Raw genomic sequence first — 24029 nt, 5'->3', positions numbered from 1 at the left:
GGCGGCCCTCAGGGGGTGGCAGGCGCCGGCGCCTGCACGATCTGGTAGAAGGTCTCGCCCCGTTTCACCATGCCGAGCTCGCTGCGGGCGCGCTCCTCGATGGCGGCCTGGCCGCCCTTGAGGTCGGCCACCTCCGCCGCGAGCGCGGCGTTGCGCTTGGCGAGCCCCGCGTTCTCCGTGCTCTGGGCCTCCACCTGCCCCTTGAGGCGGATGGCGGAGGGCACGTTGCCCACGCCGAACCAGAGCTGGAACTGGAACAGCGCCAGCAGCAGCACGAGCAGGAGCGGCACGAGCCGCTTCCAGCCGAGGCTGCCGGCGAGCTTCACCGTCCGCCGATCCCGGCCGGGAAGGCCTTGTTGCCGTGGTAGCGCGCCTTGGCGCCCAGGCTCTCCTGGATGCGCAAGAGCTGGTTGTACTTGGCCAGGCGGTCGGAGCGCGACAGCGAGCCGGTCTTGATCTGGGTGGCGCGGCTGCCCACCGCGATGTCGGCGATGGTGGAGTCCTCGGTCTCGCCGGAGCGGTGCGATACCACCGCGGTGTAGCCCGCCTTCACCGCCATGTTGATGGCGGCGATGGTCTCGGTCAGGGTGCCGATCTGGTTCACCTTGATGAGGATGGAGTTGGCGATGCCGCGGTCGATGCCTTCCTCGAGGATCTTCGTATTGGTGACGAACAGGTCGTCGCCCACGAGTTGCACTTGCTTGCCGAGCTTCTGGGTGAGCACCTTCCAGCCGTCCCAGTCGCCCTCGGACATGCCGTCCTCGATGGTGACGATGGGGAACTTCTTGACGAGTTCCGCCAGGTAATCGGCGAACTCGCTGGAGGTGTACTGGCGGCGCTCCGACTCCAGGTGGTAGCGGCCGTCCTTGTAGAACTCGCTGCTGGCGGCATCGAGACCCAGCAGGATGTCCTTGCCCGCCTTGTAGCCGGCGCGGTCGATGGCTTCCATGATGGCCATCAGCGCCGCCTCGTTGGACGGCAGGTCCGGCGCGAAGCCGCCCTCGTCGCCCACCGCGGTGTTGAGGCCGCGCTCGTGCAGCACCTTCTTGAGGGCGTGGAACACTTCGGCGCCGTAGCGCAGCGCCTCGGCGAAGTCCGGCGCGCCCACCGGCAGGATCATGAACTCCTGGATGTCCACGTTGTTGTCGGCATGGGCGCCGCCGTTGATGATGTTCATCATCGGCACCGGCAGCGTCACCGCCTTGCGGCCGCCCAGGTACTCGAACAGCGGCAGGTCCGCGTGGTTCGCCGCGGCGCGGGCATTGGCGAGCGACACCGCCAGCAGCGCGTTGGCGCCGAGGCGGCCCTTGTTGTCGGTGCCGTCGAGATCGATCAGCGCCTGGTCCAGCTTCTTCTGGTCCTCGGCCTTGAAGCCCTTGAGCTTCTTCCTGATGGCGCCGTTGACGTTGGCCACGGCCTTGAGCACGCCTTTGCCGCCGTAGCGGTTCTTGTTGCCGTCGCGCAGCTCCACCGCCTCGCGGCTGCCGGTGGAGGCGCCCGACGGCACCGCGGCACGGCCCCAAGCGCCGCTGTCCAGGAGCACGTCGGCCTCGACGGTGGGGTTGCCGCGGGAGTCGATGATCTCGCGGGCGCGTATCTCGGTGATCTTAGCCATGGTCAGCCGTCTTCCTTCTATGCCGTGGTCAGAATTGGGTCTCGATGTAGGGCCGGCGCTTCACCGCCGTGTCCAGCTCCTTGAGCGTCTCCAGGAGCGCCGCCATGTGGGCGAGTTTCATGGAGTTGGGGCCGTCGCAGAGCGCCTTGTCCGGATCCGGGTGCGTCTCCATGAACACGCCGGCCACGCCGGCGCCGATGGCGGCGCGCGCCAGCACCGAGATGTGCTCGCGCTGGCCGCCGGAGCTGCCGCCCTGCCCGCCCGGCAGCTGCACGGAGTGGGTGGCGTCGAACACCACCGGGCAGCCGGTGGCGCGCATGACCGCGAGGCCGCGCATGTCCACCACCAGGTTGTTGTAGCCGAAGCTGAAGCCGCGCTCGCAGACCATGATCTGCCTGTTGCCGGTGGCTACCGCCTTGTCCACCACGTTCTGCATCTCCCAGGGGGAGAGGAACTGGCCCTTCTTGATGTTGACCGGCTTGCCGGCCTTGGCGGCGCGCTGGATGAAGTTGGTCTGGCGGCAGAGGAACGCCGGGGTCTGGATCACGTCAACGACCTTGGCCACCGCTTCTATATCGGTGTCCTCGTGGACGTCGGTGAGCACCGGCACGCCGATCTCCCTCTGCACCTTGGCGTGGATGCGCAGGCCCTCTTCCATGCCGGGACCGCGGTAGCTCTTGCCGGAGGTGCGGTTGGCCTTGTCGAAGGAGCCCTTGAAGATGTAGGGGATGCCGAGCTTGCCCGTCACTTCCTTGAGGTGGCCCGCGACGTCGAGGGCGAGCTGCTCGCTCTCCAGCGTGTCAGGGCCGGCGATCAGGAAGAAGGGTTTGTCGGAGCCGGCCTCGAACCCGCACAGCTTCATGCGCGCGCCGCCTTCAGGGTCTGCCCCGAGGACTGCGAGAAGGCGCGTGCCGCCTTGATGAAGCCGGTGAACAGGGGGTGCCCGTCGCGCGGCGTGGAGGTGAACTCCGGGTGGAACTGGGTGGCGATGAAGAACGGGTGGCCCGGCAGCTCCACGATCTCGACGAGCTCGTCCTGGGAGCGGCCCGAGAACACCAGGCCTTTCTTCTCGAGCTGGTCGAGGTAGTTGTTGTTGAACTCGTAGCGGTGGCGGTGGCGCTCCATGATCCGGTCCTTGCCGTACAGCTTGTGGGCCAGGGTACCGGGCGTGAGGATCGCCTCCTGGGCGCCGAGCCGCATGGTGCCGCCCATGTCGGACTTGTCGTCGCGCTTCTCCACGTTGCCGCTGCGGTCCTTCCACTCGGTGATGAGCGCGATCACCGGGTGCGGCGTGCCGCGCTCGAACTCGGTGCTGTGGGCACCCTTGAGACCCACCACGTTGCGGGCGAACTCGATGGTCGCCACCTGCATGCCGAGGCAGAGGCCCAGGTAAGGGATGTTGTGCTCGCGGGCATAGCCCGCGGCGGCGATCTTGCCCTCGATGCCCCGCTCGCCGAAGCCGCCCGGCACCAGGATCGCATCCATGCCGCGCAGCATGGCGGTACCGCTCTTGGCGACCTCCTCGGAGTCGATGTAGTGGATCTTCACGGAGGTGCGGGTGTTGAGGCCGGCGTGGCGCAGCGCCTCGTTGAGGGACATGTAGGCGTCCGCCAGGTTCACGTACTTGCCGACCATTGCCACGTTGACGGTGGCCTCGGGGCTGATGCGCGCCTCCACCACCCGCCGCCACTCGGAGAGGTTGGCGGAGCGGGCGTTGATGCGCAGGTGGTCCACCACGATGTCGTCCAGGCCCTGCTCGTGCAGCACCAGCGGGATCTTGTAGATGTCGTCCACGTCCGGCGCGGAGATCACCGCGCGCTCCTCGACGTTGGTGAACAGCGCGATCTTGCGGCGCGCGTCCTGCGGCAGCTCGGCCGCGGCGCGGCACAGGAGGATGTCCGGCTGGATGCCGATGGAGCGCAGCTCCTTCACGGAGTGCTGGGTCGGCTTGGTCTTGGTCTCGCCGGAGGTGGGGATGTAGGGCACCAGGGTCAGGTGCATGTACACGCACTTGCCGCTGCGGCCCATCTCCACGCCCATCTGGCGGATCGCCTCCAGGAACGGCAGCGACTCGATGTCGCCCACGGTGCCGCCGATCTCGACCAGGCACACGTCCGCGTCACCGGCGCCCTCGCGGATGCAGCGCTTGATCTCGTCGGTGATGTGGGGGATGACCTGCACGGTGCCGCCCAGGTAGTCGCCGCGGCGCTCCTTGCGGATCACGTTCTCGTAGATGCGGCCGGTGGTGAAGTTGTTGCTCTTGCCCATGCGCGCGCGCACGAAGCGCTCGTAGTGGCCGAGGTCCAGGTCGGTCTCGGCGCCGTCGTTGGTGACGAACACCTCGCCGTGCTGGAACGGGCTCATGGTGCCCGGATCCACGTTGATGTAAGGGTCCAGCTTGACCATGGTGACCTTGAGGCCCCGGGCTTCCAGGATCGCGCCAAGCGAGGCGGCGGCGATGCCCTTCCCCAACGAGGAAACCACACCACCGGTGACGAATACGAACTGGGTCATCTGCAGGACTCCCGAACGCGGCACCAGGACGGCGCTGCTGAATTCGGGAAGACAGATTACCAGAGAGGGGAGGCTTTAAAAAGCGCGGCGCGCGACGTTGCGGATTTATGCGGGAAAAACCCGCCTCGTTCACGCGAGCGGCGGATGCCCCCGCCATTCGATGCGCAAACCCGCCTCCCCGGGCCCGGCTGCATGGGGCTCACAAGCAAACAGCCCCGCCACCGCCAGGAGCGCGCCGCCGCCCGTGCTCTCGTCCCCACTTTCACCATAGATCAGCGGCAGCCGGTCCCTGAGCCACGGCACCACGTGCATCTCCTGCAGCCACTTCTTGAGGGGCCGTGTGTGCCCATGGCCGGCGGGCCGGCAGCTCTCACCGCCGCTGCGGAACGCGACCCTCAGGCCCCCGCTGCCGCAGAGCGCGGCGCGGATGCCCTCGCCCGTGGCAGGCACCAGGCTCAAGGCCCCGAGGCCTTCCCCCAGCTCCCGCGCCACGCCGGGCTTGAGCCGGAATTCCCCCGGCGCCGGGGGCAAGGGCCGCTGGGCATACAGATGGCCGCCGTAGCGGCGCACCTCGGCCCCGGCCCAGTCCACGCAGGGGTTACGGTCCTCCGCCGCCCGGGCCTGGAGCAGGATCTCCGTGAGCTTGTGGGCCGGCGGCAGCGGCAGGCCCCGGGCCTCGATCCAATGACGCAAGAGATGCCGCGCCCGTGCCTCCGGCAGCGCCTCCAGGGCCGACACCGGCAGGATCTCTCCCGCGCCGTGATGGGCCCAGTCCTCCGCCGCCACGGCCTTGAGGGTCTCGGCCGCTTCGGCACAGTGGCGCGCGGCGCGGGCGACCGTATCCGCCGCAGCGGGCCAGCGGGCCGTGAGGCGCGGCAGCACCTCGTGGCGCAGGTAATTGCGGTCCAGGGCGGTATCCGCGTTGCTGGGGTCTTCGATCCAGGTGAGGCCTTGGCTCCCAGCCCAGGCCTCCAGTTCCGTGCGGCCGTGGCGCAACAGAGGGCGTGCCAGCCAGCCTCTTTCGAACGGCACGCACTCGGGCATGGCGGCGAGGCCACGCACGCCCGCACCCCGCAGGGCCTGGAGCAGGAAGGTCTCCAGTTGGTCGTCCGCGTGCTGGGCCAAGAGCAGCATCTCGCCGGGGTGCATGGCCTGGCGGAACACGGCGTAGCGCCGTTCCCGGGCCGCCGCCTCCAGGCTCTCGCCGGCGGCGGGCGCGACCTGTAGCCGGTGGGATTCCAGCGGCACGCCGAGACGCGCGCAGAGATCCGCGCAATGCTGCTGCCAGCGGGCGGCGTCAGGGTGCAGGCCGTGGTCCACGTGCAGCGCCGCGAGCGCGCCGGAGAGGTTCGCCCTCAGTGACGCGAGGGCATGCAGGAGCACGGTGGAGTCGAGGCCGCCGCTCATGCCCACCCGATAGCACGACGCCGCCGGCAGGCCGCGCAGGGTCTCGAGGAGCCGATCGGGTGAGAAGGACACGGGGCTACGGCCGGGTGACGGCCCCGGTCATTCCTTGAAGTTGCCGAAGGAAGTGAAGCGCTTGTAGCGGGCTTCCACGAGCTCGTCCACGGACATGCCCTCCAGGCGGGCAAGGCTGTCCAAGAGCGCCTTCTTGACGCTGGCGGCGGTGGCGTCCACGTCGCGGTGGGCGCCTCCGAGGGGTTCCTTGATGACCTGGTCGATGAGCCCCAGGCTCTTGATGCGCTCGGCGGTGATGCCCATGGCTTCGGCCGCGTCGGAGGCCTTGTCGGCGCTCTTCCACAGGATGGAGGCGCAGCCTTCCGGCGAGATCACCGAGTAGATGCTGTATTGCAGCATCAGTACCCGGTCGCCCACGCCGATGGCGAGCGCGCCGCCGGAGCCGCCCTCGCCCACCACGGTGCAGACGATGGGCACCCGGAGGGTGGACATCTCGAACAGGTTGCGCGCGATGGCCTCGCTCTGGCCCCGCTCCTCCGCTCCCACGCCGGGATAGGCGCCGGGAGTGTCGATGAAGGTGAAGATGGGCAGGCGGAAGCGTTCCGCCAGCTTCATGATGCGCAGCGCCTTGCGGTAACCCTCGGGGCGCGGCATGCCGAAGTTGCGGCGGATCTTCTCCTTGGTGTCGCGGCCCTTCTGCTCGCCGATCACCGCCACCGGCTTGCCGTCCAGGCGCGCCACGCCGCACACGATGGCCGGATCGTCGGCGAAGGCACGGTCGCCCTTCAGCTCCTCGAAGTCCGTGAAGATGCGCTGCACGTAGTCGAGGGTATAAGGACGCTGGGGGTGGCGCGCCAGCTGGGCCACCTGCCAGGAGGACAGGTTGGAGAAGATGTTCTCGGTGAGCGTGCGGCTCTTGGCCTGCAGGCGCTCGATCTCGTCGGTGATGCTGATGGCGGACTCGTCGCCGACGAAGCGCAGCTCTTCGATCTTGGCTTCAAGCTCGGCGATGGGCTGTTCGAATTCGAGGAAGTTGAGGTTCATTCTCTGAAAATCGTGCCAACAGGCTGTAAACGTTACCGGTTGCAGCCCCCGGGGGCAAGCCCGGTCAGGCGTAGGCGACCTCGGGCTGGCTCGCGGCGCGGCTGAGGTAATGGGGCTTGAAGCCCTCGGCGCCCACCAGCCGCTCCAGGGCCCGGATCACCTCTTCCGACGGGTGGATGCGCCAGTCCGCCATGCCCGGTACCGGGGTGAGGTAAGGCACGCCCTCGTGCATGAAGCGCACCTGGATGTTCACGGCGAGACGGCCCTGGGGCGTGGGCTTGAGGATGTTGCGCAGCTCCTGGATGAGCTTATGGTCCAGGGCCGCCCGCTCCAGCACGATGTCGAGCCGCGCCAGGCGCTGGGCACGCAGCGTGTCCAGCTCGCACATCTCCTTGACCTTGCTGACGCGCCAGGCGCGGTTGAAGTCGTCGTAGCCGAGCTCGCCTTCCACCACCAGGATGCGGTCCTTGATGGCGACGTTCTTGAACTTGGCGAAGGCGTCCTCGAACAACATCACCTCCATGCGGCCGGTGCTGTCGTCGAGGGTGAGGATGACGCGGTTGCCCTTCTTGCGGATCGCGAGCAAGAGGCCCGCCACCGTGATGCGGCGGGTGGGCCGGCGCACGAAACCGCCCTCACGGGAGGATGGCAGCGGCGCGGGCGGCGATTCGCTGGCGAGCTCGCCCAAGTCCACCGGCGCTACCTGCCTGAGCTCGCGCAGGTAGCGGGTGATGGGATGGCCGGTGAGGTAGAGGCCGAGGGTCTCGTTCTCGTGGCGCAGGCGCTCCGCCTCGTCCCAGTCCGGCAGCTCCTTGGCGGGCGCGGCGGACTTCTGCGCCGCCGGGGCCGGCGCCGCCAGCCCGAACATGTCGTTCTGCCCCGCCTCGCTGGCGCGGCTTTGCTGCTGGGCCATGGCCATGGCCTCCGGCAGGCGCGCCATGAGGGTGGCGCGGTTCGCGCCCAGCCCGTCCATGGCGCCGGCGCGGATCATCGCCTCCAGCACGCGCTTGTTCACCTTCTGCAGGTCCATGCGCCGGCACACGTCCTCCAAGTCCTTGAAGGGGCCGTTGGCGGCGCGCTCGGTGAGCAAGCCCTCGATCGCGGCGAGGCCCACGCCCTTGATGGCGCCGAGGCCGTAGCGGATGGCGTCCGCGTCCGCCACCGCGAACTTGTAGTCCGAGTGGTTGATGTCCGGCGGCAGGATCTTGAGCTCGATCTGCCGGCACTCGTGGATGAAGCCCACCACGTTGTCGGTGTGGTCCATGTCCGAGGACAGCACCGCCGCCATGAAGTGCGCCGGGTAGTGCGCCTTGAGCCAGGCGGTCTGGTAAGAAAGCAGCGCGTACGCGGCGGAGTGGGACTTGTTGAAGCCGTAGCCCGCGAACTTCTCCATCAGGTCGAAGATGTAGGTGGCGAGCTTGCCGTCCACGCCGTTACCGATGGCGCCCTCGGTGAAGATGCTGCGCTGCTTGGCCATCTCCTCCGGTTTCTTCTTGCCCATGGCGCGGCGCAGGAGGTCCGCGCCGCCGAGCGTGTACCCCGCCAGCACCTGGGCGATCTGCATCACCTGCTCCTGGTACAGGATCACGCCGTAGGTGGGCTTGAGGATGGGCTCGAGCTTGGGGTGCGGGTACTCGACCTTCATGCCGTGCTTGCGGGCGATGAAGTCGTCCACCATGCCGGACTGCAGCGGGCCGGGGCGGAACAGCGCCACCAGCGCCACGATGTCCTCGAAGCGGTCCGGCTTGAGGCGGCCGATGAGGTCGCGCATGCCGCGGGATTCGAGCTGGAACACCGCGGTGGTCTGGCAGCGCTTGAGCAGCGAATAGGTGGCGACGTCGTCCATCGGCAGCGCGCCCACCTCCAGCGGCGGCTCGCCGCGCGCCGCGCGCTCGCGGTTGATGGAATGCACCGCCCAGTCGATGATGGTGAGGGTGCGCAGGCCCAGGAAGTCGAACTTGACCAGGCCCACCGCCTCCACGTCGTCCTTGTCGAGCTGCGTCACCGGGTGGTGGCCGCCCTCTTCGCAGTACAGCGGCGTGAAATCCGTGAGCTCGGTGGGCGCGATGACCACGCCGCCGGCGTGCTTGCCGGCGTTGCGGGCCAGGCCCTCCAGGCGCTTGGCGAGGTCGATGAGGGCGCGCACCTCCTCATCCGACTCGTACATCTGCGCGAGCTCGTCCACGTCCGCCAGCGCCTTGTCGAGGGTGATCTCCAGCTCCATGGGGATGAGCTTGGCGATCTTGTCCACGTAGCCGTAGGGATGGCCGAGCACGCGGCCCACGTCGCGCACCACCGCGCGCGCCGCCATGCTGCCGTAGGTGATGATCTGGGAGACGCGCTTGTGACCGTAGCGCTCCGACACGTAGTCGATGACCCGGTCGCGTCCCTCCATGCAGAAGTCCACGTCGAAGTCCGGCATGGACACGCGCTCGGGGTTCAGGAAGCGCTCGAACAAGAGGTCGTACTCGATGGGATCCAGGTCGGTGATGCCGAGGCACCATGCGACGAGCGAGCCCGCGCCGGAGCCGCGGCCCGGCCCCACCGGCACGCCGTGGGTGCGGGCCCACTCGCAGAAGTCCGCCACGATGAGGAAGTAGCCGGGGAACTGCATCTGGATGATGACGTTGAGCTCGAACTCGAGCCGCGCACGATAGGCCTGCTCGGTCTCGGTGCGGCGAGCCCCGGCCTTCTCCAGTACCTTCTTGAGGCGCAGCTCCAGGCCGCGGCCGGCCTCGGCCCTGAGATAGCTCTCGGTGGTATGGCCTTCCGGCACCGGGAAGGCCGGCAGGTAGTTCTTGCCGAGGTCGAGCTTCAGGTTGCAGCGGCGCGCGATCTCCACGGAGTTCGCCAGCGCCTCCGGCAGGTCGGAGAAGAGCTCCGCCATCTCCGCGGAACTCTTGAGGTACTGTTGCTCGCTGTAGCGGCGCGGTCGGCGCGGGTCGTCCAGCACCCGCCCCTCCTGGATGCAGGTACGGGCCTCGTGGGCTTCGAAGTCGTCGGGCGCGAGGAAGCGCACGTCGTTGGTGGCCACCACCGGCACACCCGCGGCGGCGGCCATGCGCACCGCAGCCTCCAGGTACTCCGCCTCCTGCTCGCGGCCGGTGCGCTGCAACTCCATGTAGAAACGGTCCGGGAACAGGCTGCGCCAGGCGGCGAGCCGCGCATGGGCCTCAGGCTCGCGCCCGGCCAGCAGCGCCCGGCCCACGTCCCCCTCGCGGCCGCCGGAGAGCGCGATCAGCCCGTCCGTGAGTCCCGTGAACCAGCCGCGTTCCAGCATGGGCTGCCCGCGGCTCTGGCCCTCGATGTAACTGCGGGTGATGAGCGCAGACAGGTTGAGGTAACCCTGATGGTCCAGGCAGAACAGCGTGATGAGCGCGGCGTCGCCGCCGTCGCCGTCCCGTACCCTCAGGTCCGCGCCCACGATGGGCTTGATGCCCGCCTTCTGGGCGTCGCGGTAGAACTTCACCAGGGCGAACAGGTTGCCTTGATCGGTGACGCCCACCGCCGGCATGCCGCCCGCCTTCACCGCGTCCAGCAGGTCCGGCACCCGGATCACGCTGTCCGCCAGGGAATACTCGGTGTGCAGGCGAAGATGGATGAAGCGCGGCGTCACAACAGCCTGTCCAGGCAGCGGCGCACCGGCTCGAAGCTGCGGCGGTGCACGGCGCAGGCCCCGTGGGCGTTCAACGCCGCGAGGTGCGCGGGGGTGGAATAGCCCTTGTGCTCGTCGAAGCCGTATTGGGGATAGATCGCATGCAGGCGGCGCATGGCCGCGTCCCGCTCCACCTTGGCCAGGATGGAGGCGGCGCCGATGGCCGGGAGCTTGAGGTCCCCCTGCACGACGGTGGTGACCTTCTGCCGCACCGGCGGCAACTGGTTGCCGTCCACGAAGATCTGCTCGGGCTCGATGGCGAGCGCCGCCACCGCGCGGGCCATGGCGAGCAGCGAGGCCTGCAGGATGTTGATGCGGTCGATCTCCTCGTGGTCCGCCCAGGCCACGGCCCAGGCGCGGGAGCGCTCGCGGATCTGCGCCGCCAGCTCCTCGCGCCGCTCGGGGTCGAGCAGCTTGGAGTCCTTGAGTCCCCGGATGGGACGCGCGGTATCCAGCACCACTGCGGCGGCCATCACCGGGCCCGCCAGGGGGCCGCGGCCGGCCTCGTCCACCCCCGCCACCACCATGGTGAGGCTCATCTCCCTGACTCTGTCCCGCAACCTGACCATGGCCGCAATCCTACACCCGCGCCGAGCGGCGCGAGTCGAGGAGCGCCAGCACCGCCTCGGCGGCCCGCTGGTCCGCGCCGCGCCGCAGCCTGCCGGTGAGCGCCGTGAGGCCCTGCACCTGCGCGTCGCGCGCCGGACCGTCCTCCAGGAGATGCAGCAGGGCCGCGCCCATGGCCTCGGGCGTCGCTTCGCGCTGCAGGAACTCAGGCACCAGCGCGCGGCCCGCCAGCAGGTTGGGCAGGGACACGTAGGGGATCTTGAGCAGGTCGAAGAAACGGATGAATGCGTGGCTGGCAGCGGAGAGCTTGTAGGCCACCACCATGGGGCACTTGAACAGCAGCGCCTCCAGTGCGGCAGTGCCGGAAGCGAGCAGCGCCGCGTCGGCGGCGCCCAAGACGTCGTGGGAGTGACCTTCCACCAGCGTCACCGGCAGGTCCGGCTGGGTGGTGCGGATCAGCTCCTTCAACATGCGGTTGAGCGCGGGTGTCGCCGCGGGGATCACGAACCGCAAACGCGGCTGCTCGAGGTTGAGCCACTGGGCCGTCTCCAGGAACAGCCGGCCGAGGCGCTCAACCTCGGAGAAGCGGCTGCCCGGCAGGAGCGCCACCACCCAGTCATCTTCGCCCAGGTGCAGCTCGCGGCGCAGCGCGGCGCGGTCAGGGTGCTCGGGGATGGTGTCCGCCAGGGGGTGACCCACGAACACGGACTTGAAGCCGTGCTTCTCGTAGAGGGGCGGCTCGAAAGGCAGCAGCGCGAGCGTGAGGTCCGCCGCCCTGCCCACCTTGAACACGCGCTTGGGCCGCCAGGCCCAGATGGATGGGCTCACGTAGTGCACCGTGGGGATGCCGTGGCGGCGCAGCGCCTGTTCGAGCCCGAGGTTGAAGTCCGGCGAGTCCACGCCGATGAACAGGTCCGGCGGGTCCTGCATGAAGTGGCGCTTCAGATGCGCGCGCACCTTGAGCAGGCGCGGCAGGTGCACGAGCACTTCGGCGAGGCCCATCACCGCGAGGGTCTCCGCGGGATACAGCGCCTCGCAGCCGGCTGCGATCATGGCGGGGCCCGCCACGCCCTCGAAGCGGGCCTCGGGCGCGCGCTCCTTGATGGCGCGGATCAGCCCTGCGCCCAGGATGTCGCCCGAACTCTCCCCCGCGACGATGCCGATACGCATGAAATCCTCATCAAGATGGATACGCAAAAGTTCATCCATGAACTTTTGCTACTCGGCGAGCCTGGCGCATGTCCGGGCTCGCCTCCGCCGAATCAAGCGCTATCGCGCTTGATTCGCGTACGGTGCATCCCTGCACCGTGGCTTGGCTCACCCCAAGCACCCTCAGCGCGTGATGCTGCGTTCGCTCTTCTCCAGGAAGCGCACCATCAGCGCCACCTCAGGCTGGCTCTCGCCGAGCACCTTGAGCTGCTCCAGGGCCTCCGCGAGGCGGAGGTCCGAGCGGTACAGGATGCGGTATGCGTTTTTGATGTTGCGCAGCTGGTCGGCGCTGAAGCTGCGGCGCTTCAGGCCCTCGCTGTTGATGCCATGGGGTTCCACGGGCGTGCCGGACACCATCACGTAGGGCGGCACGTCGCGGGTGACATCCACGTTCATGCCGGTGAAGCTGTGGGCCCCGATGCGCACGAACTGGTGGATCTTGCTGAAGCCGCCGAGGATGGCCCAGTCCTCGATGTCCACGTGCCCTGCCAGGGTGGCGTTGTTGGCCATGATGATGTTGTCGCCCAAGAGGCAGTCGTGGGCCACGTGCACGTAGGCCATCAGCCAATTGTCGCTGCCGATCCTGGTGGTGCCCTTGTCCTGCACGGTGCCGCGGTTCAGGGTCACGAACTCGAAGATGCTGTTGCGGTCGCCGAGCTCCAGCAGCGTGGGCTCACCGGCGTACTTCTTGTCCTGCGGCGCGCCGCCCAGGGAGGCGAAGGCGTGGATGCGGTTGTCACGGCCGATACGGGTCGGGCCCTGGATCACCACGTGCGGGCCGATGACGGTGCCGGCGCCGACTTCCACGTCCGCGCCGATCACGCTGAACGGGCCGACGCTGACGCTGCTGTCCAGCTTCGCCTTGGGATCGACGAGGGCCTGGGGATGGACTCGGCTCACTCTTCGTGCTTCCTGGCGGCGCACATGAGCTCGGCTTCGGCGGCCACCTGCCCGTCCACCTCGGCGGTGCCCGCGAACTTCCACATGCCGCGCTTGGAGCCCAGCACCCTGACCTTGAAGATGAGCTGGTCGCCCGGCTCGACCGGCAGGCGGAAGCGCGCCTTGTCGATGCCGACGAAGTAGTACAGCTCGTTCTTGTCCGGCGCCGAACCGATGCTGGCGAAGGCCAGCAGGCCCGTGGCCTGGGCCATCGCCTCCAGGATCAGCACGCCCGGCATCACCGGCCGCTGCGGGAAGTGGCCGGGGAAGAACGGCTCGTTGATGGTGACGTTCTTGAGCGCCGTCAGCGTCTCGCCGGGTACGCACTCCAGCACCCGGTCCACCAGCAGGAACGGGTAGCGGTGCGGCAGCTGCTTCATGATGGCGTGGATGTCGAGGAACGGCTTCTGGCCCATGGCTTAGTCCTTGAGTTTCTTCTCGAGTTCGGCGATGCGGCGCGCCAGCGCGTCCAGCTGGCGGAAGCGCACGCTGTTCTTGCGCCACTGCTGCTGGGTGTCCATCGGCAGGCTGCCAGAATAGACCCCGGATTCGGTGATCGAGTGCGTCACCAGCGTCATGGCGGTGACCGTCACGCCGTCGCAGATCTCGATGTGGCCGGTGATGCCTGCACCGCCGGCGATCATACAACGCTTGCCGATGACGGCGCTGCCGGCGATGGCGGCGCAGCCCGCGATGGCGGTGTGCGCGCCGATCCGCACGTTGTGGGCCACCTGGATCTGGTTGTCCAGCTTAACGCCGTCCTCGATCACGGTGTCCTCGAGGGCGCCCCGGTCGATGGTGGTGTTGGCGCCGATCTCCACGTCGTCGCCCACCCGCACCGAGCCGAGCTGCGGCACCTTGGCCCAGCCGCCCGCGTCCGGTGCGATGCCGAAACCGTCGCCCCCGATGACGACGCCGGGATGGATGAGCGCGCGCTTGCCGACGCTGACGCCGTGGCAGAGCGTGACCGAGGCAGTGAGGCGGCTATCCTCCCCCACCCTGGCACCGCGCATCACCACGCAGTTGGGACCGATGGACGCGCGCGCGCCGACCTCGGTGTCCGCCTCCACCACCGCGCCCGGACCGACCCAGGCGCTGGCATCGACGCGTGCGGCGGGATCGACCGACGCGGCCGGATGCACGCCGCCCTTCACGGGCGTGTCCGGCGCGAGCAGCGTCGCGACCTTCGCGTACAGCAGGTAGGGATTCTTGGTGACGAGCGCCGGGACCGGGCAGCCTTCCGCGTCGGCCGGCGCGAGGATCACCGCCGCCGCGCCCGTGCCGGCGAGGTGGCGCTTGTAGTGGGGGTTGGCGAGGAACGCGATGCTGCCGGCGCCGGCGTTCTGGATGGTGGCGACGGAGCGCACGCGCGTGCCGCCCTCACCCCGCACTTCGCCGCCGCAGCGGGAGGCCAGCTCCGCGAGCGTGTACCCCGCCCCCATGCCGGTCAGTCGCCGCCCTTGGCGTTCCCGGCGGCCTTGAAGTCTTTCTGCATCTGCGCCAGTACCTGGTCAGTGACGTCCACGGCGTTGTCGGCGTACATCACGCCCTCGGCCAGGATCAGGTTGTACTTCTGCGCCTGGGCGAACTCCTGCACCGCCTTCAGCACGTCCTGCTGCAGCGAGCTCAACGCAGCGTTGCGTGCCATGTTGAAGTCGTCCTGGAAGTCGCTGGACTTGCGGCTGAAGTCGCGCTGCAGCTCGTCGAGCTGGGACTGCGAGTCCTGGGCCTGCGAGGCGGTCATGGTGGCGCCGTTCTTGTTGAGCTGGTCCTGGAGGTTCTTGATCTTGTCCTGCTCGGCCAGCAGGTCCTTCTTGCGCACGTCGAACTTCTTGGTGATCTCGGAGGACGCGTTCTGGGCCTGCGGCGACTTCTGCAGCAGGCTCGACATGCTGATGACGCCCACCTTGAGGTCGGCAGCCTGGGCGCCGGTCATGATGCCGGCGGCGCAAGTCGCGAGCAGGATGGCGAGGATTCGGGATTTGGTGATCACGGTGTGCTCCTGAAGGGATGCGTCAGTAATAGGCGCCCAGGGTGAACTGGAAGCGCTCGGTCTTGTCGCCCGGTTTCGGGTTGATCGGGAAAGCATAGCTGAATTTCATCGCCCCCAGGGGCGTGAGGAAGGTGGCCGCGATGCCCCAGGATTCGCGCAGGTCCTTGAAGCGGACGTCGCTCGGCTGGGTGAAGGCGTTGCCGATGTCGAAGAACACCGCCAGGCGGTAGGAGCCGCTGCCGCCGGTGTCCTTGCCGAAGCGCGGCAGCACGAACTCGTTCTGCGCGTAGAGCATGGTGCGGCCGCCGATCGGCAGCGTGCTGAGGCTGTCGCGGGGACCCAGCGTGCCGGTCTCCCAGCCGCGCACCGTGTCCGGACCGCCGACGAAGAAGTTCTTGAACGGCGGATAGGTGGCGGTCTTGCCGTAGGGCGCACCATAGCTGAACTGGCCGTTGAGCGCGTAGATGAACTTGAACGGCAGCGGCAGGAACGCGTACTGCTGGTAGTTGACGATCCAGTAGCGCAGGTCCCCGCCCGGGATGGCGGTGATCAGGCTGAGCGCATCGCGCACGCCGGCAGTCGGGAAGATCACCCGGTTCTCGGTGTCGTACACGTAGCTCAGCGAGTTCTCCAGGCTGTTGTAGCGCAGGCCGGGGAACTCGCACACGAATATGAAGCCGCGCAGCGGGTCGGAACAGGCGGCGGGCGTGTAGAAGATCTCGCCGTTACCCGGCTGCTGGATGAACTTGATGTATTCCTGCGAGGTGCCGTTGGAGGAGAACAGCTCGTTGTGGGAGTACGTCAGGCCCACGCCCCAGGCACTGTACTCGGACAACGGTATGTCGAAGTTCAGGCCCGCGCCATAGGAGGCGGTGGTGAGCGGCGCGCTGTTGATGGTGAGCGAGGAAATACGGCTTTGGAACAGGCTCCAGGTGCGGCTCACGCCGTCCACCGTCCAGTACGGATCGGTGAAGCTGAAGGTGTAGCTGTGGCCGATCGCGGTGTGGCTGGCCTGCAGCGACAGCCGTTCGCCGGTGCCGAGGAAGTTGGCGTTGGAGATCTGGCCGTCCAGCACCAGGCCTGACTGGCTGCCGTAGCCGACGCCGATGTTGGCGGTGCCCGGCGGGCGCTCCTTCACGTCGAAGCTCACGTCCACCAGGTTCGCGGTGCCGGGGACCGGATTGGTCTTGACCTGCACGTCCTCCACCCAGGCCAGGCGCTGGATGCGCACGCGCGAGCGCTCGAGGTCGAGGTTCGAGAGCCAGGCGCCCTCGAACTGGCGCATCTCACGGCGATATACCTCGTCGTTGGTCTCCGGTGTGCCGCTGAACGCGATGTGGCGCACGTAGGTGCGCTCGCCCGGGTCCACCACGAAGTTGAGCGACACCACCCTGTGCTCACGGTCGATGTCCGGTACCGGGTTGACCTGGGCGAAGGCATAGCCGTCCACGCCCAGGCGCTTGCGGATCAGGTCGGCGGTGGCGTTGGCCCGTGCCAGCGAGAACGTGTCGCCCGTCTTGAGCAGCACGTAGGGCTTGAGCTGTTCCTCCCCCACCACCAGGTTGCCGGACAGCTTCACGTTCTTGATCTTGTAGATGTCGCCTTCGGTGATGCCGACGCTGATGTACACGCTGTTGTGATCCGGCGAGACCGCCACCTGGGTGGAGTCGATGCCGAAGTCCGCGTAGCCCTGGTCCATGTAGAAGGAGCGCAGCGACTCGAGGTCGCCCACCAGCTTCTCGCGCGCGTACTCGTCGGAACTGCCGAAGTAGGTCCAGAAATCCGAGACCTTGAGTTTGAAGATGTCCTGCAGGTCGCTCTCGGTGAAGTCGTGGTTGCCGACCACGTTGACCGAGCGGATGCGCGCGGTGATGCCCTCGGAGATGGTCACCGACACGTCCACGCGGTTGTCTCCGACGTCGCGCACGTCGGTCTTCATGGTCACGCCGTAGTGGCCGTGGCTGTAGTACTGGTCGTAGAGGTCCTGCTCCAACCCGTCCAGCACCACCTTGTTGAAGATCTGGCCCTCGGCGAGGCCCGCCTTGGTCAGGTTCTTGTTGAGGTCTTCGGTCTTGATGAGCTTGTTGCCGGTGATCGTGAAGTGCGCGATGGAGGGGCGCTCCTGCACCACCACCACCAGGGTGTCACCGTCGCGCCGCAACTCGACGTCGCGGAAGAAGCCGGTCTTGTAGAGCGCGCGGATCGCCTGCTGCACGTGCGCGGCGTCCATGGTGTCGCCGATGTTCACTGGCAGGTAGTCGTAGAGGGTGCCGTCCGAGATGCGCTGCAGGCCCTCGAGCTGGATCTTCTTTACGACGAAGGAATCGTCCGCGCGAGCGATGGAGGCCGACAGCAGCAGGACGAGGGTGGCGAGGACGAGTCCGACGCCTTTCAAGTTACCCAAAACTGGCCTCCTCAGCTCAAGACACGTATCAGGTCGTTGTAGATCACGAACACCATCAGCGTCAGCAGCAGCACGATGCCGATACGCTGACCCAGCACTTCCATGCGCTCCGACAACGGCGACCCCTTGGCCGCCTCGACCGAGAAGTACAGCAGGTGTCCGCCGTCCAGCACCGGTATCGGTAGCAGGTTCAGCACGCCGAGACTGACACTGACGAAGGCCAGGAACTCCAGGAACGTGGTCAGGCCGCTCTCCGCGGCGTAACCGGCGTACTGCGCGATGTCGATGGGCCCACTGAGGTTCTTCAGCGACACGTTGCCGATCAGCATGTTCCAGCCGGCCACCAGCGTCAGCCACGACATGTCGGCGGTGCGCTTGATCCCCTGCCACAGGGCGGCCGGGGGATTATACCGTTGTTCCACCGTCAAACTGTCATAGAAGCTGTCCGGCAGCCTGGCGAAACCGGCGCCCACGCGGCCGACGCTGACCCCATCCACGTCTGCGCTGCCGACCTTGAGCGCGAGCTCCTGGCTCCGGCCGTCCCGCTCCACCACCAGCGCCAAAGTCCGGCCCGGCGAATCGCGTATGACCTGCACCAGGGACTGCCAGTCGGACACGGGTTTCCCCGCCACCGACAGCACGCGGTCGCCGCTCTTGAGGCCCGAGGCCGCGGCGGTGCCGTCCGGGGTGAGCTCCCCCACCACCGCGGGGATAGGCGGGACCCAGGGGGCCAAGCCCAGGCCGGTCAGCAGCATGCCGGGCTCGGTGAGGGCATGGACGTCCTGGACCTGCACCTCGAGCGCCCGGCTCTCGCCGGCCGGGGTAGTGACCTGCATGGCTATGGGGCCGCCGCGCAGCACCTCGCGGAACAGTTCGAGTTGCACGGTGTCCCAGGTGGCGGTCTCGTGGCCGGCCACCGCAGTTATCACATCGCGCGCCTCGAAGCCGGCGGCCGCGGCGGCCGAGCCCGGCTTGATGTCGCCCACCACCGGCCTGATGCCGGGCACACCGGCCATGAAGATCACCCAGTAGGCGAGGATCGCGAACAGGAAATTGAACACCGGGCCCGCCAGCACCACCGCGAAGCGCTTGGGGATGCGCTGGCGGTTGAAGGCACGCGGCAGGTCCGCCGGCGCCACCTCGCCTTCCCGCTCGTCCGCCATCTTCACGTAGCCGCCGAGCGGCAGCGCTGCGAGCACGTACTCGGTCTCGTCGCCCTTGCGGCGCCAGGTATAGAGCGGCTTGCCGAAGCCGATGGAGAAGCGCAGCACCTTGATGCCGAGCCGGCGCGCCACGATGAAATGGCCGAACTCATGGGCCGTGACCAGCACGCCGATGGCGGCCACGTAGGCGAGGATGCTGATGATGATCTGCATGTCAGGCGCTCCGGGCCAGGGCGGCGAGGCGCGCCTCGGCGGTCTTGCGTGCGCGCCGGTCCAGGGCCAGCACGTCGTCCAGGCTGGCGCAGCGCGCACGCGGCACCTCGTCCAATGCGGCGGCCACCAGGTCAGCGATGCCGGTGAAGGCTAGCCGTCCCTCCAGGAACGCGGCTACCCCGATTTCGTTGGCGGCATTGAGCACCACCGGCGCCCCCTCGCCCGCCTCCGCCGCCTGCATGGCGAGCTTGAGGCAGGGGAAAGACTCCAGGTCCGGCGGCTCGAAGTCCAGGTTGCCGCGGGCCAGGATGTCGAGGGGCTCGACGCCTGCCTCGAGCCGCTCCGGCCATGCAAGGCCGTGGGCGATGGGCGTGCGCATGTCCGGGTTGGAGAGTTGCGCCAACACCGAGCCGTCGTCGTATTCCACCATGGAGTGGATCACGCTCTGCGGATGCACCACCACCTCGATCCGCTCAGGACCGGTGCCGAACAGCCAGCAGGCCTCGATCACCTCCAGGCCCTTGTTCATCATGGTGGCGGAGTCCACCGATATCTTGCGGCCCATGCTCCAGGTGGGATGGGCGCAGGCTTCCGCCGGCGTGACTTCCGCCAGGCGCTCCACAGGCCAGCCGCGGAACGGGCCTCCGGAAGCGGTGAGCAGGATGCGCCGTACGCCGCGCGGCCAGGTGCCGGCGTGGTAGCCGCCGGGCATGCACTGGAACACCGCGTTGTGCTCGCTGTCGATGGGCATGAGCTCGGCGCCGTGGGCGCGCACCGCGTCCATGAACAGCGGTCCCGCCATCACCAGGGCTTCCTTGTTCGCGAGCAACACGCGCTTGCCGGCACGCACCGCGGCGAGGGTGGCCTCGAGCCCCGCGGCGCCGACGATGGCGGCCATCACGTAGCGCGCCTCCGGCAGCGCGGCCGCTTCCAGGAGTGCGCCGGCGCCGGCGCGCACCTCGGTGTCGAGGCCGCTCTCCTTGAGGCGCTTGGCAAGCGCCTGTGCGGCCTTCTCGTCCACCATGACCGCGAGCTTTGGCTGGTGCTCCAGGCACTGCTTGAGCAGGCCGTCCACGTCCCGGTGCGCGGTGAGCGCGAGGACCCTGAAACGGTCGCGGTGGCGCGCCACCACGTCCAGCGTGCTGACACCGACGCTGCCGGTGGAACCGAGGACCGCGACGCCGATCACGACAGACCTCCCAGCAGCCAGCTCATGCCGAGCCAGTAGAGGGGCGCGGCGGCGGTGATGCTGTCCACCCGGTCCAGGACTCCGCCGTGGCCCGGGAAGACGTTGCCGCTGTCCTTGAGGCCGGCCTGGCGCTTGAACAGGCTCTCGGAGAGATCGCCCACCACCGAGAGCAGCGCGACGCAGACACAGAGCGCGATGAACGGGAGCACGGGCAGTTCGAGCCAATGATCGCAGATGGCTGCCACCAGGATGACCATGGCCACGCCGCCCGCCACGCCTTCCCAGGTCTTACCGGGGCTCACCTGCGGCGCGAGCTTGTGCCTGCCGAAAGCGCGGCCGGCGAAGTAGGCACCGATGTCCGCCCCGGAAGTGACGAGCAGCAGCACCAGGAGATACCAGGGACTCCAGCCGCGGATCGCCACCACCGCCGCGAGGGACGGCAACAGGGTGAGGAGGCCGCAGAGGATCTTCACCGGACGGCTGAACCCGGCCCGCCAGGATGCGATCCAGACGAGGCTCACCGCCCACCAGGCGAGGGCCGCCACGCTATATATGAGGAGTGCCCGGGGCTCCCTGCCCTGCAGCCAGCCCGCGGCCAGCGCCAGCAGGCCGAAGACCACGGCCAGCATGAGGCGCGAGTTGCGGTCCGGGCTGCCGGCCAGGGCCGACCATTCCCAGGCGGCCATCACCAGCAACCCCAACATCGTGGCGGTGAACAGCCAGCGGGGCGCGAAGAAGATCAGCGCCAGCGCGACGGCGCCGACGATCAGCGCGGTGATGACGCGCTGCTTAAGCACGGGCGCCCGCCACCTGCTCGCCGGTCTTGCCGAAGCGGCGCTGGCGCGCCGCGAACCAGGCCAGGGCCTCGTCGAGCTCGGGCTTGCCGAAATCCGGCCACAGGGTGTCCGTGAAGTAGAGCTCGGTATAGGCGAGGTTCCACAGCAGGAAGTTGCTGATGCGCTTCTCGCCGCCGGTGCGGATGAAGAGGTCCGGGTCCGGCTGGCCATCCAGGGACAGCGCCGCGCCGAACGCGGACTCGTCCGCGTCCTGCAGGCGCCCTTCCCGCGCCAGCCTGCGCGCCGCATCCAGGATGTCCCAGCGGCCGCCATAGCCGACCGCGATGTTGAGCACCATGCGGGGATTCGCGGCCGTGAGCGCCTCGGTCTCGGCCATGCCTGCCTGCAGCCTCGTGGAGAACGCCGAGCGGTCGCCGATGAAGCGCAGGCGGATGCGGTTCTGGTGCAGCTCGCGCGCATCCTTGCCGAGCGCGCCGAGGAAGAGCTCCATGAGGCGGCTGACCTCGGTCTCGGGCCGCTGCCAGTTCTCGCTGCTGAAGGTGAACAGGGTCAGCACGCCGACCTTGTTCTCGGCGCAGTGCTCGATGATGGTGCGGGCCGTGTCGAGGCCGGCCTTGTGGCCGGCGTGGCGGATGAGGCCGCGGGACTTCGCCCAGCGGCCGTTGCCGTCCATGATGATGGCGATGTGCGCGGGCGGTGCGCTGGCATGGTTCTCGGTCATGTTCCGCCCTCTGGTTCCGGGCTCGATGGCCCGGCACGCTCAGACAGCCAAAAGCTCGGCTTCTTTGGCAGCCAGGATCTTGTCGATGTCGGCGATGTACTTGTCGGTGAGCTTCTGCACCTCGTCCTGGGCGCGGCGCTCCTCGTCCTCGGTGACCTTGCGGTCCTTGAGCAGGGCCTTGAGCTCGTTGTTCACGTCGCGGCGCACGCCTCGCACGGACACCCGCGCGGCTTCCGCTTCCTGCTTGGCGACCTTGATGATCTCCTTGCGGCGCTCCTCGGTGAGGGCGGGCATGGGGACGCGGATGATGTTGCCGGCGGTGGCGGGCATGAGCCCCAGGTCCGAGGTCATGATGGCCTTCTCCACCACCGCGATCATGGGCTTCTCCCAGGGCGTGATGGTGATGGTGCGGCTGTCGCCGAGCGCGACGTTGGCCACCTGGTTCAGGGGCACCATGTTGCCGTAGTACTCGACACGCAGGTGATCGAGCATGGCGGTGTTGGCGCGGCCGGTGCGCAGCCTGGAAAGCGCATCCTTCAGGGTATCGGCGCTCTTCTGCATGCGGGTGGTGGCGGACTTGTTCAGGTCGGCGATGCTCATGAATTTCCTCCGTTGTCCACCAGCGTGCCCACGCTGGTGTCGCCCATGATCATGCGCATGAGGTCGCCCTCGTGCGAGATGTCGAACACCCTGAGCGGGATGTCGTTGTCGCGGCACAGCACCATGGCGGTGGCGTCCATCACCATGAGCTTGTCGGCAATCACCCGGTCGTAGGTGAGGTGGTCGTAGCGCTTGGCCTTCGGATCCTTCTTGGGATCGGCGGAGTACACGCCGTCCACCTGGGTGGCCTTGATCAGCAGTTCCGCGCCGGTCTCGATGGCGCGCAGGCTCGCGGCCGTGTCGGTGGTGAAGAACGGGTTGCCGGTGCCGGCGGCGAAGATGCACACCCGCCCCTTCTCCAGGTGGCGGACCGCGCGGCGGCGGATGTAGTCCTCGCACACCTGGTTGACGCGCATGCCGGACATGACGCGGGCGAACACCCCGAGGCGTTCCAGGGCATCCTGCAGCGCCAGCGCGTTCATGAGGGTGGCGAGCATGCCCATGTGGTCAGCGGTGACCCGGTCCATGCCGCCGCTGGCGAGGCCGGCGCCGCGGAAGATGTTGCCGCCGCCGATGACCAGGCCCACCTGCACCCCGGCATCGCGTATGTCGCGGACCTCCGCGGCGAAGCGCGCCAGCACCTTGGGATCGATGCCGTAGTCGCCGGAGCCCATCAGGGCCTCGCCCGAGAGCTTGAGCAGGATGCGTTTGTAGGCGGGGGCTTGGGTAGCCATGTCGCTGCGGGTCCGGGCGGTGGCTGTTAAACGGAGCCCCGCAAAGCGGGGCTCCTCGTCGTCATCAGATTGTAGCGTAAACGGCCTCTGAGGGCCCTATCAGCGCGCTGCACTCCTGCTCCGCGCGCTGTCCGGCCCGTCCATCCATGGCCGGGCGCTCGCCGCTTCGCGGCTCACCCACGCTTGGCCTGGGCCATGACCTCGGCGGCGAAGTCTTCCTGCTTCTTCTCGATGCCCTCGCCCACCTCGAAACGGGTGAAACGCAGCACCTCGGCGCCGGCCGACTTGACCAGCTTCTCGACGGTCTGGTCCGGGTCCTTCACGAAGGGCTGGCCCAGCAGGGTGACCTCGGCCAGGAACTTCTTGAGCCGTCCCTCGACCATCTTCTCGATGATCGCTTCGGGCTTGCCGCTGTCGGCGGACTGGGCACGGATGATCTCCCGCTCCTTCGCCAGCACCTCAGGCGCGACCTGCTCGGGCTTCACGCACAGCGGACGGCTGGCGGCCACGTGCATGGCGATGTCCTTCGCCAGCGCGGGGGTACCGCCCTTCAGCTCCACCAGCACGCCGATGCGGGTGCCATGGGCGTAGGCGCCGAGCACGGTGCCCTTGGCCTGGTAACGCTCGATGCGGCGCACGGTGATGTTCTCGCCGATCTTCGCCACCAGGTTGCGGCGGGTGGTGTCGGCAGTCTCGCCGGAAGCGAGCTTCACGTCGTTGAGCGCCTCGACCGAGGCCGGCGCCGAGGCGAGTACCGCCTTGGCGACGGCGGCCGCGAAACCTCCGAACTCGTCGCCGTTGGCGACGAAGTCGGTCTCGCAGTTCGCCTCGATCATGGCCACGGCGTCGCCGGACTGCTCGATCGCGATGCGGCCTTCGGCCGCCACGCGGCCGGCCTTCTTGTCGGCCTTGGCCAGGCCCGACTTGCGCATGTTCTCGACCGCGAGGTCGAGGTCACCGTTGGTCTCGGTGAGGGCCTTCTTGCACTCCATCATGCCGGCGCCGGTGCGCTCGCGCAGTTCCTTCACCATGTTCGCAGAGATCGTCATTTCCTTGGTACCTGATCCGTATCTATATAGGTTGTGTGGGACGGCCTGGGGCCGGCGATCACGCGCCGGCGCCGCCCTCGGGCTTGCGGCCGCCAGCCTTCTTGCGCACCGGGGGCTTCTTGCGGGCACCGCCGCCGCCAGCACCACCGGGAGCGCCGCGGCGCTGGGCCGGACGTTCGCCGCCTTCCGCACCGCCCTCGGCGG

At 68.3% G+C, this 24029-nt stretch carries 21 protein-coding genes; all 21 read right to left on the bottom strand.

All coding sequences use genetic code 11. From position 1 onward, the window contains the following. Positions 1 to 8: 8 nt before the first annotated feature. Positions 9 to 326, bottom strand: a complete 318-nt coding sequence (gene ftsB, locus VF651_09575) for a cell division protein FtsB (protein ID HEX7965955.1) — start codon at positions 324 to 326, stop codon at positions 9 to 11. Further along, positions 323 to 1615 carry a phosphopyruvate hydratase gene (gene eno, locus VF651_09570; protein ID HEX7965954.1) on the bottom strand — a complete coding sequence of 431 codons (1293 nt, stop codon included), beginning with the start codon at positions 1613 to 1615 and terminating at the stop codon, positions 323 to 325. Before eno ends, ftsB begins: the two co-directional genes overlap by 4 nt. A 28-nt stretch (positions 1616 to 1643) precedes the next feature. Then, entirely contained in the window at positions 1644 to 2477 is an 834-nt protein-coding gene (gene kdsA / locus VF651_09565; GenBank protein ID HEX7965953.1) for a 3-deoxy-8-phosphooctulonate synthase, read from the bottom strand. Further along, positions 2474 to 4129, bottom strand: a complete 1656-nt coding sequence (locus VF651_09560) for a CTP synthase (GenBank protein HEX7965952.1) — start codon at positions 4127 to 4129, stop codon at positions 2474 to 2476. Before VF651_09560 ends, kdsA begins: the two co-directional genes overlap by 4 nt. 129 nt (positions 4130 to 4258) lie before the next feature. Next, positions 4259 to 5608 carry a tRNA lysidine(34) synthetase TilS gene (tilS, locus tag VF651_09555; GenBank protein ID HEX7965951.1) on the bottom strand — a complete coding sequence of 450 codons (1350 nt, stop codon included), beginning with the start codon at positions 5606 to 5608 and terminating at the stop codon, positions 4259 to 4261. Positions 5609 to 5635: 27 nt separating this feature from the next. After that, positions 5636 to 6592 (bottom strand): acetyl-CoA carboxylase carboxyl transferase subunit alpha, encoded by a 957-nt coding sequence (accA, locus tag VF651_09550; GenBank protein HEX7965950.1) that lies wholly within the window; start codon positions 6590 to 6592, stop codon positions 5636 to 5638. Positions 6593 to 6656: 64 nt separating this feature from the next. Then, the gene (gene dnaE, locus VF651_09545) at positions 6657 to 10208 is read right to left on the bottom strand and encodes a DNA polymerase III subunit alpha (protein HEX7965949.1); all 3552 of its coding nucleotides are present in this window, start codon (positions 10206 to 10208) and stop codon (positions 6657 to 6659) included. Beyond that, positions 10205 to 10786 carry a ribonuclease HII gene (gene rnhB, locus VF651_09540; protein ID HEX7965948.1) on the bottom strand — a complete coding sequence of 194 codons (582 nt, stop codon included), beginning with the start codon at positions 10784 to 10786 and terminating at the stop codon, positions 10205 to 10207. Before rnhB ends, dnaE begins: the two co-directional genes overlap by 4 nt. Before the next feature lie 40 nt (positions 10787 to 10826). After that, positions 10827 to 11984: a lipid-A-disaccharide synthase gene (gene lpxB, locus VF651_09535; GenBank protein HEX7965947.1), complete on the bottom strand. Its 1158-nt coding sequence runs from the start codon at positions 11982 to 11984 to the stop codon at positions 10827 to 10829. Between the two features lie 162 nt (positions 11985 to 12146). Beyond that, positions 12147 to 12923, bottom strand: a complete 777-nt coding sequence (gene lpxA, locus VF651_09530; protein ID HEX7965946.1) for an acyl-ACP--UDP-N-acetylglucosamine O-acyltransferase — start codon at positions 12921 to 12923, stop codon at positions 12147 to 12149. Continuing rightward, positions 12920 to 13378 carry a 3-hydroxyacyl-ACP dehydratase FabZ gene (gene fabZ, locus VF651_09525; GenBank protein ID HEX7965945.1) on the bottom strand — a complete coding sequence of 153 codons (459 nt, stop codon included), beginning with the start codon at positions 13376 to 13378 and terminating at the stop codon, positions 12920 to 12922. Before fabZ ends, lpxA begins: the two co-directional genes overlap by 4 nt. Positions 13379 to 13381: 3 nt before the next feature. Next, a complete protein-coding gene (gene lpxD, locus VF651_09520) occupies positions 13382 to 14404 on the bottom strand; it encodes a UDP-3-O-(3-hydroxymyristoyl)glucosamine N-acyltransferase (protein HEX7965944.1) in 1023 nt (340 codons plus the stop codon). 5 nt (positions 14405 to 14409) lie between these two features. Beyond that, positions 14410 to 14955 carry an OmpH family outer membrane protein gene (locus tag VF651_09515; protein ID HEX7965943.1) on the bottom strand — a complete coding sequence of 182 codons (546 nt, stop codon included), beginning with the start codon at positions 14953 to 14955 and terminating at the stop codon, positions 14410 to 14412. A 22-nt stretch (positions 14956 to 14977) separates the two neighbouring features. Further along, positions 14978 to 17359 carry an outer membrane protein assembly factor BamA gene (bamA, locus tag VF651_09510; GenBank protein ID HEX7965942.1) on the bottom strand — a complete coding sequence of 794 codons (2382 nt, stop codon included), beginning with the start codon at positions 17357 to 17359 and terminating at the stop codon, positions 14978 to 14980. A gap of 11 nt (positions 17360 to 17370) precedes the next feature. Continuing rightward, positions 17371 to 18735 (bottom strand): RIP metalloprotease RseP, encoded by a 1365-nt coding sequence (gene rseP / locus VF651_09505; protein ID HEX7965941.1) that lies wholly within the window; start codon positions 18733 to 18735, stop codon positions 17371 to 17373. Position 18736: 1 nt separating this feature from the next. Further along, on the bottom strand, positions 18737 to 19924 hold the full coding sequence (ispC, locus tag VF651_09500) for a 1-deoxy-D-xylulose-5-phosphate reductoisomerase (GenBank protein ID HEX7965940.1): 1188 nt from the start codon (positions 19922 to 19924) through the stop codon (positions 18737 to 18739). Continuing rightward, positions 19921 to 20721: a phosphatidate cytidylyltransferase gene (locus VF651_09495; protein HEX7965939.1), complete on the bottom strand. Its 801-nt coding sequence runs from the start codon at positions 20719 to 20721 to the stop codon at positions 19921 to 19923. Before VF651_09495 ends, ispC begins: the two co-directional genes overlap by 4 nt. Next, positions 20714 to 21442, bottom strand: a complete 729-nt coding sequence (gene uppS / locus VF651_09490) for a polyprenyl diphosphate synthase (protein HEX7965938.1) — start codon at positions 21440 to 21442, stop codon at positions 20714 to 20716. Before uppS ends, VF651_09495 begins: the two co-directional genes overlap by 8 nt. A gap of 39 nt (positions 21443 to 21481) precedes the next feature. Further along, positions 21482 to 22042, bottom strand: coding sequence for a ribosome recycling factor (frr, locus tag VF651_09485; GenBank protein HEX7965937.1), 561 nt, complete (start codon positions 22040 to 22042; stop codon positions 21482 to 21484). After that, positions 22039 to 22776 carry a UMP kinase gene (gene pyrH, locus VF651_09480; protein HEX7965936.1) on the bottom strand — a complete coding sequence of 246 codons (738 nt, stop codon included), beginning with the start codon at positions 22774 to 22776 and terminating at the stop codon, positions 22039 to 22041. Before pyrH ends, frr begins: the two co-directional genes overlap by 4 nt. 173 nt (positions 22777 to 22949) lie before the next feature. Beyond that, positions 22950 to 23825: a translation elongation factor Ts gene (gene tsf / locus VF651_09475; protein HEX7965935.1), complete on the bottom strand. Its 876-nt coding sequence runs from the start codon at positions 23823 to 23825 to the stop codon at positions 22950 to 22952. Positions 23826 to 24029: the final 204 nt, after the last annotated feature.

This window comes from Gammaproteobacteria bacterium, assembly GCA_036383255.1.
Classification (GTDB): domain Bacteria; phylum Pseudomonadota; class Gammaproteobacteria; order Natronospirales; family REEB76; genus DASUBN01.
Note: the sequence above shows the minus strand (reverse complement) of the source record. Positions and strands in the feature narration are given on the sequence as shown.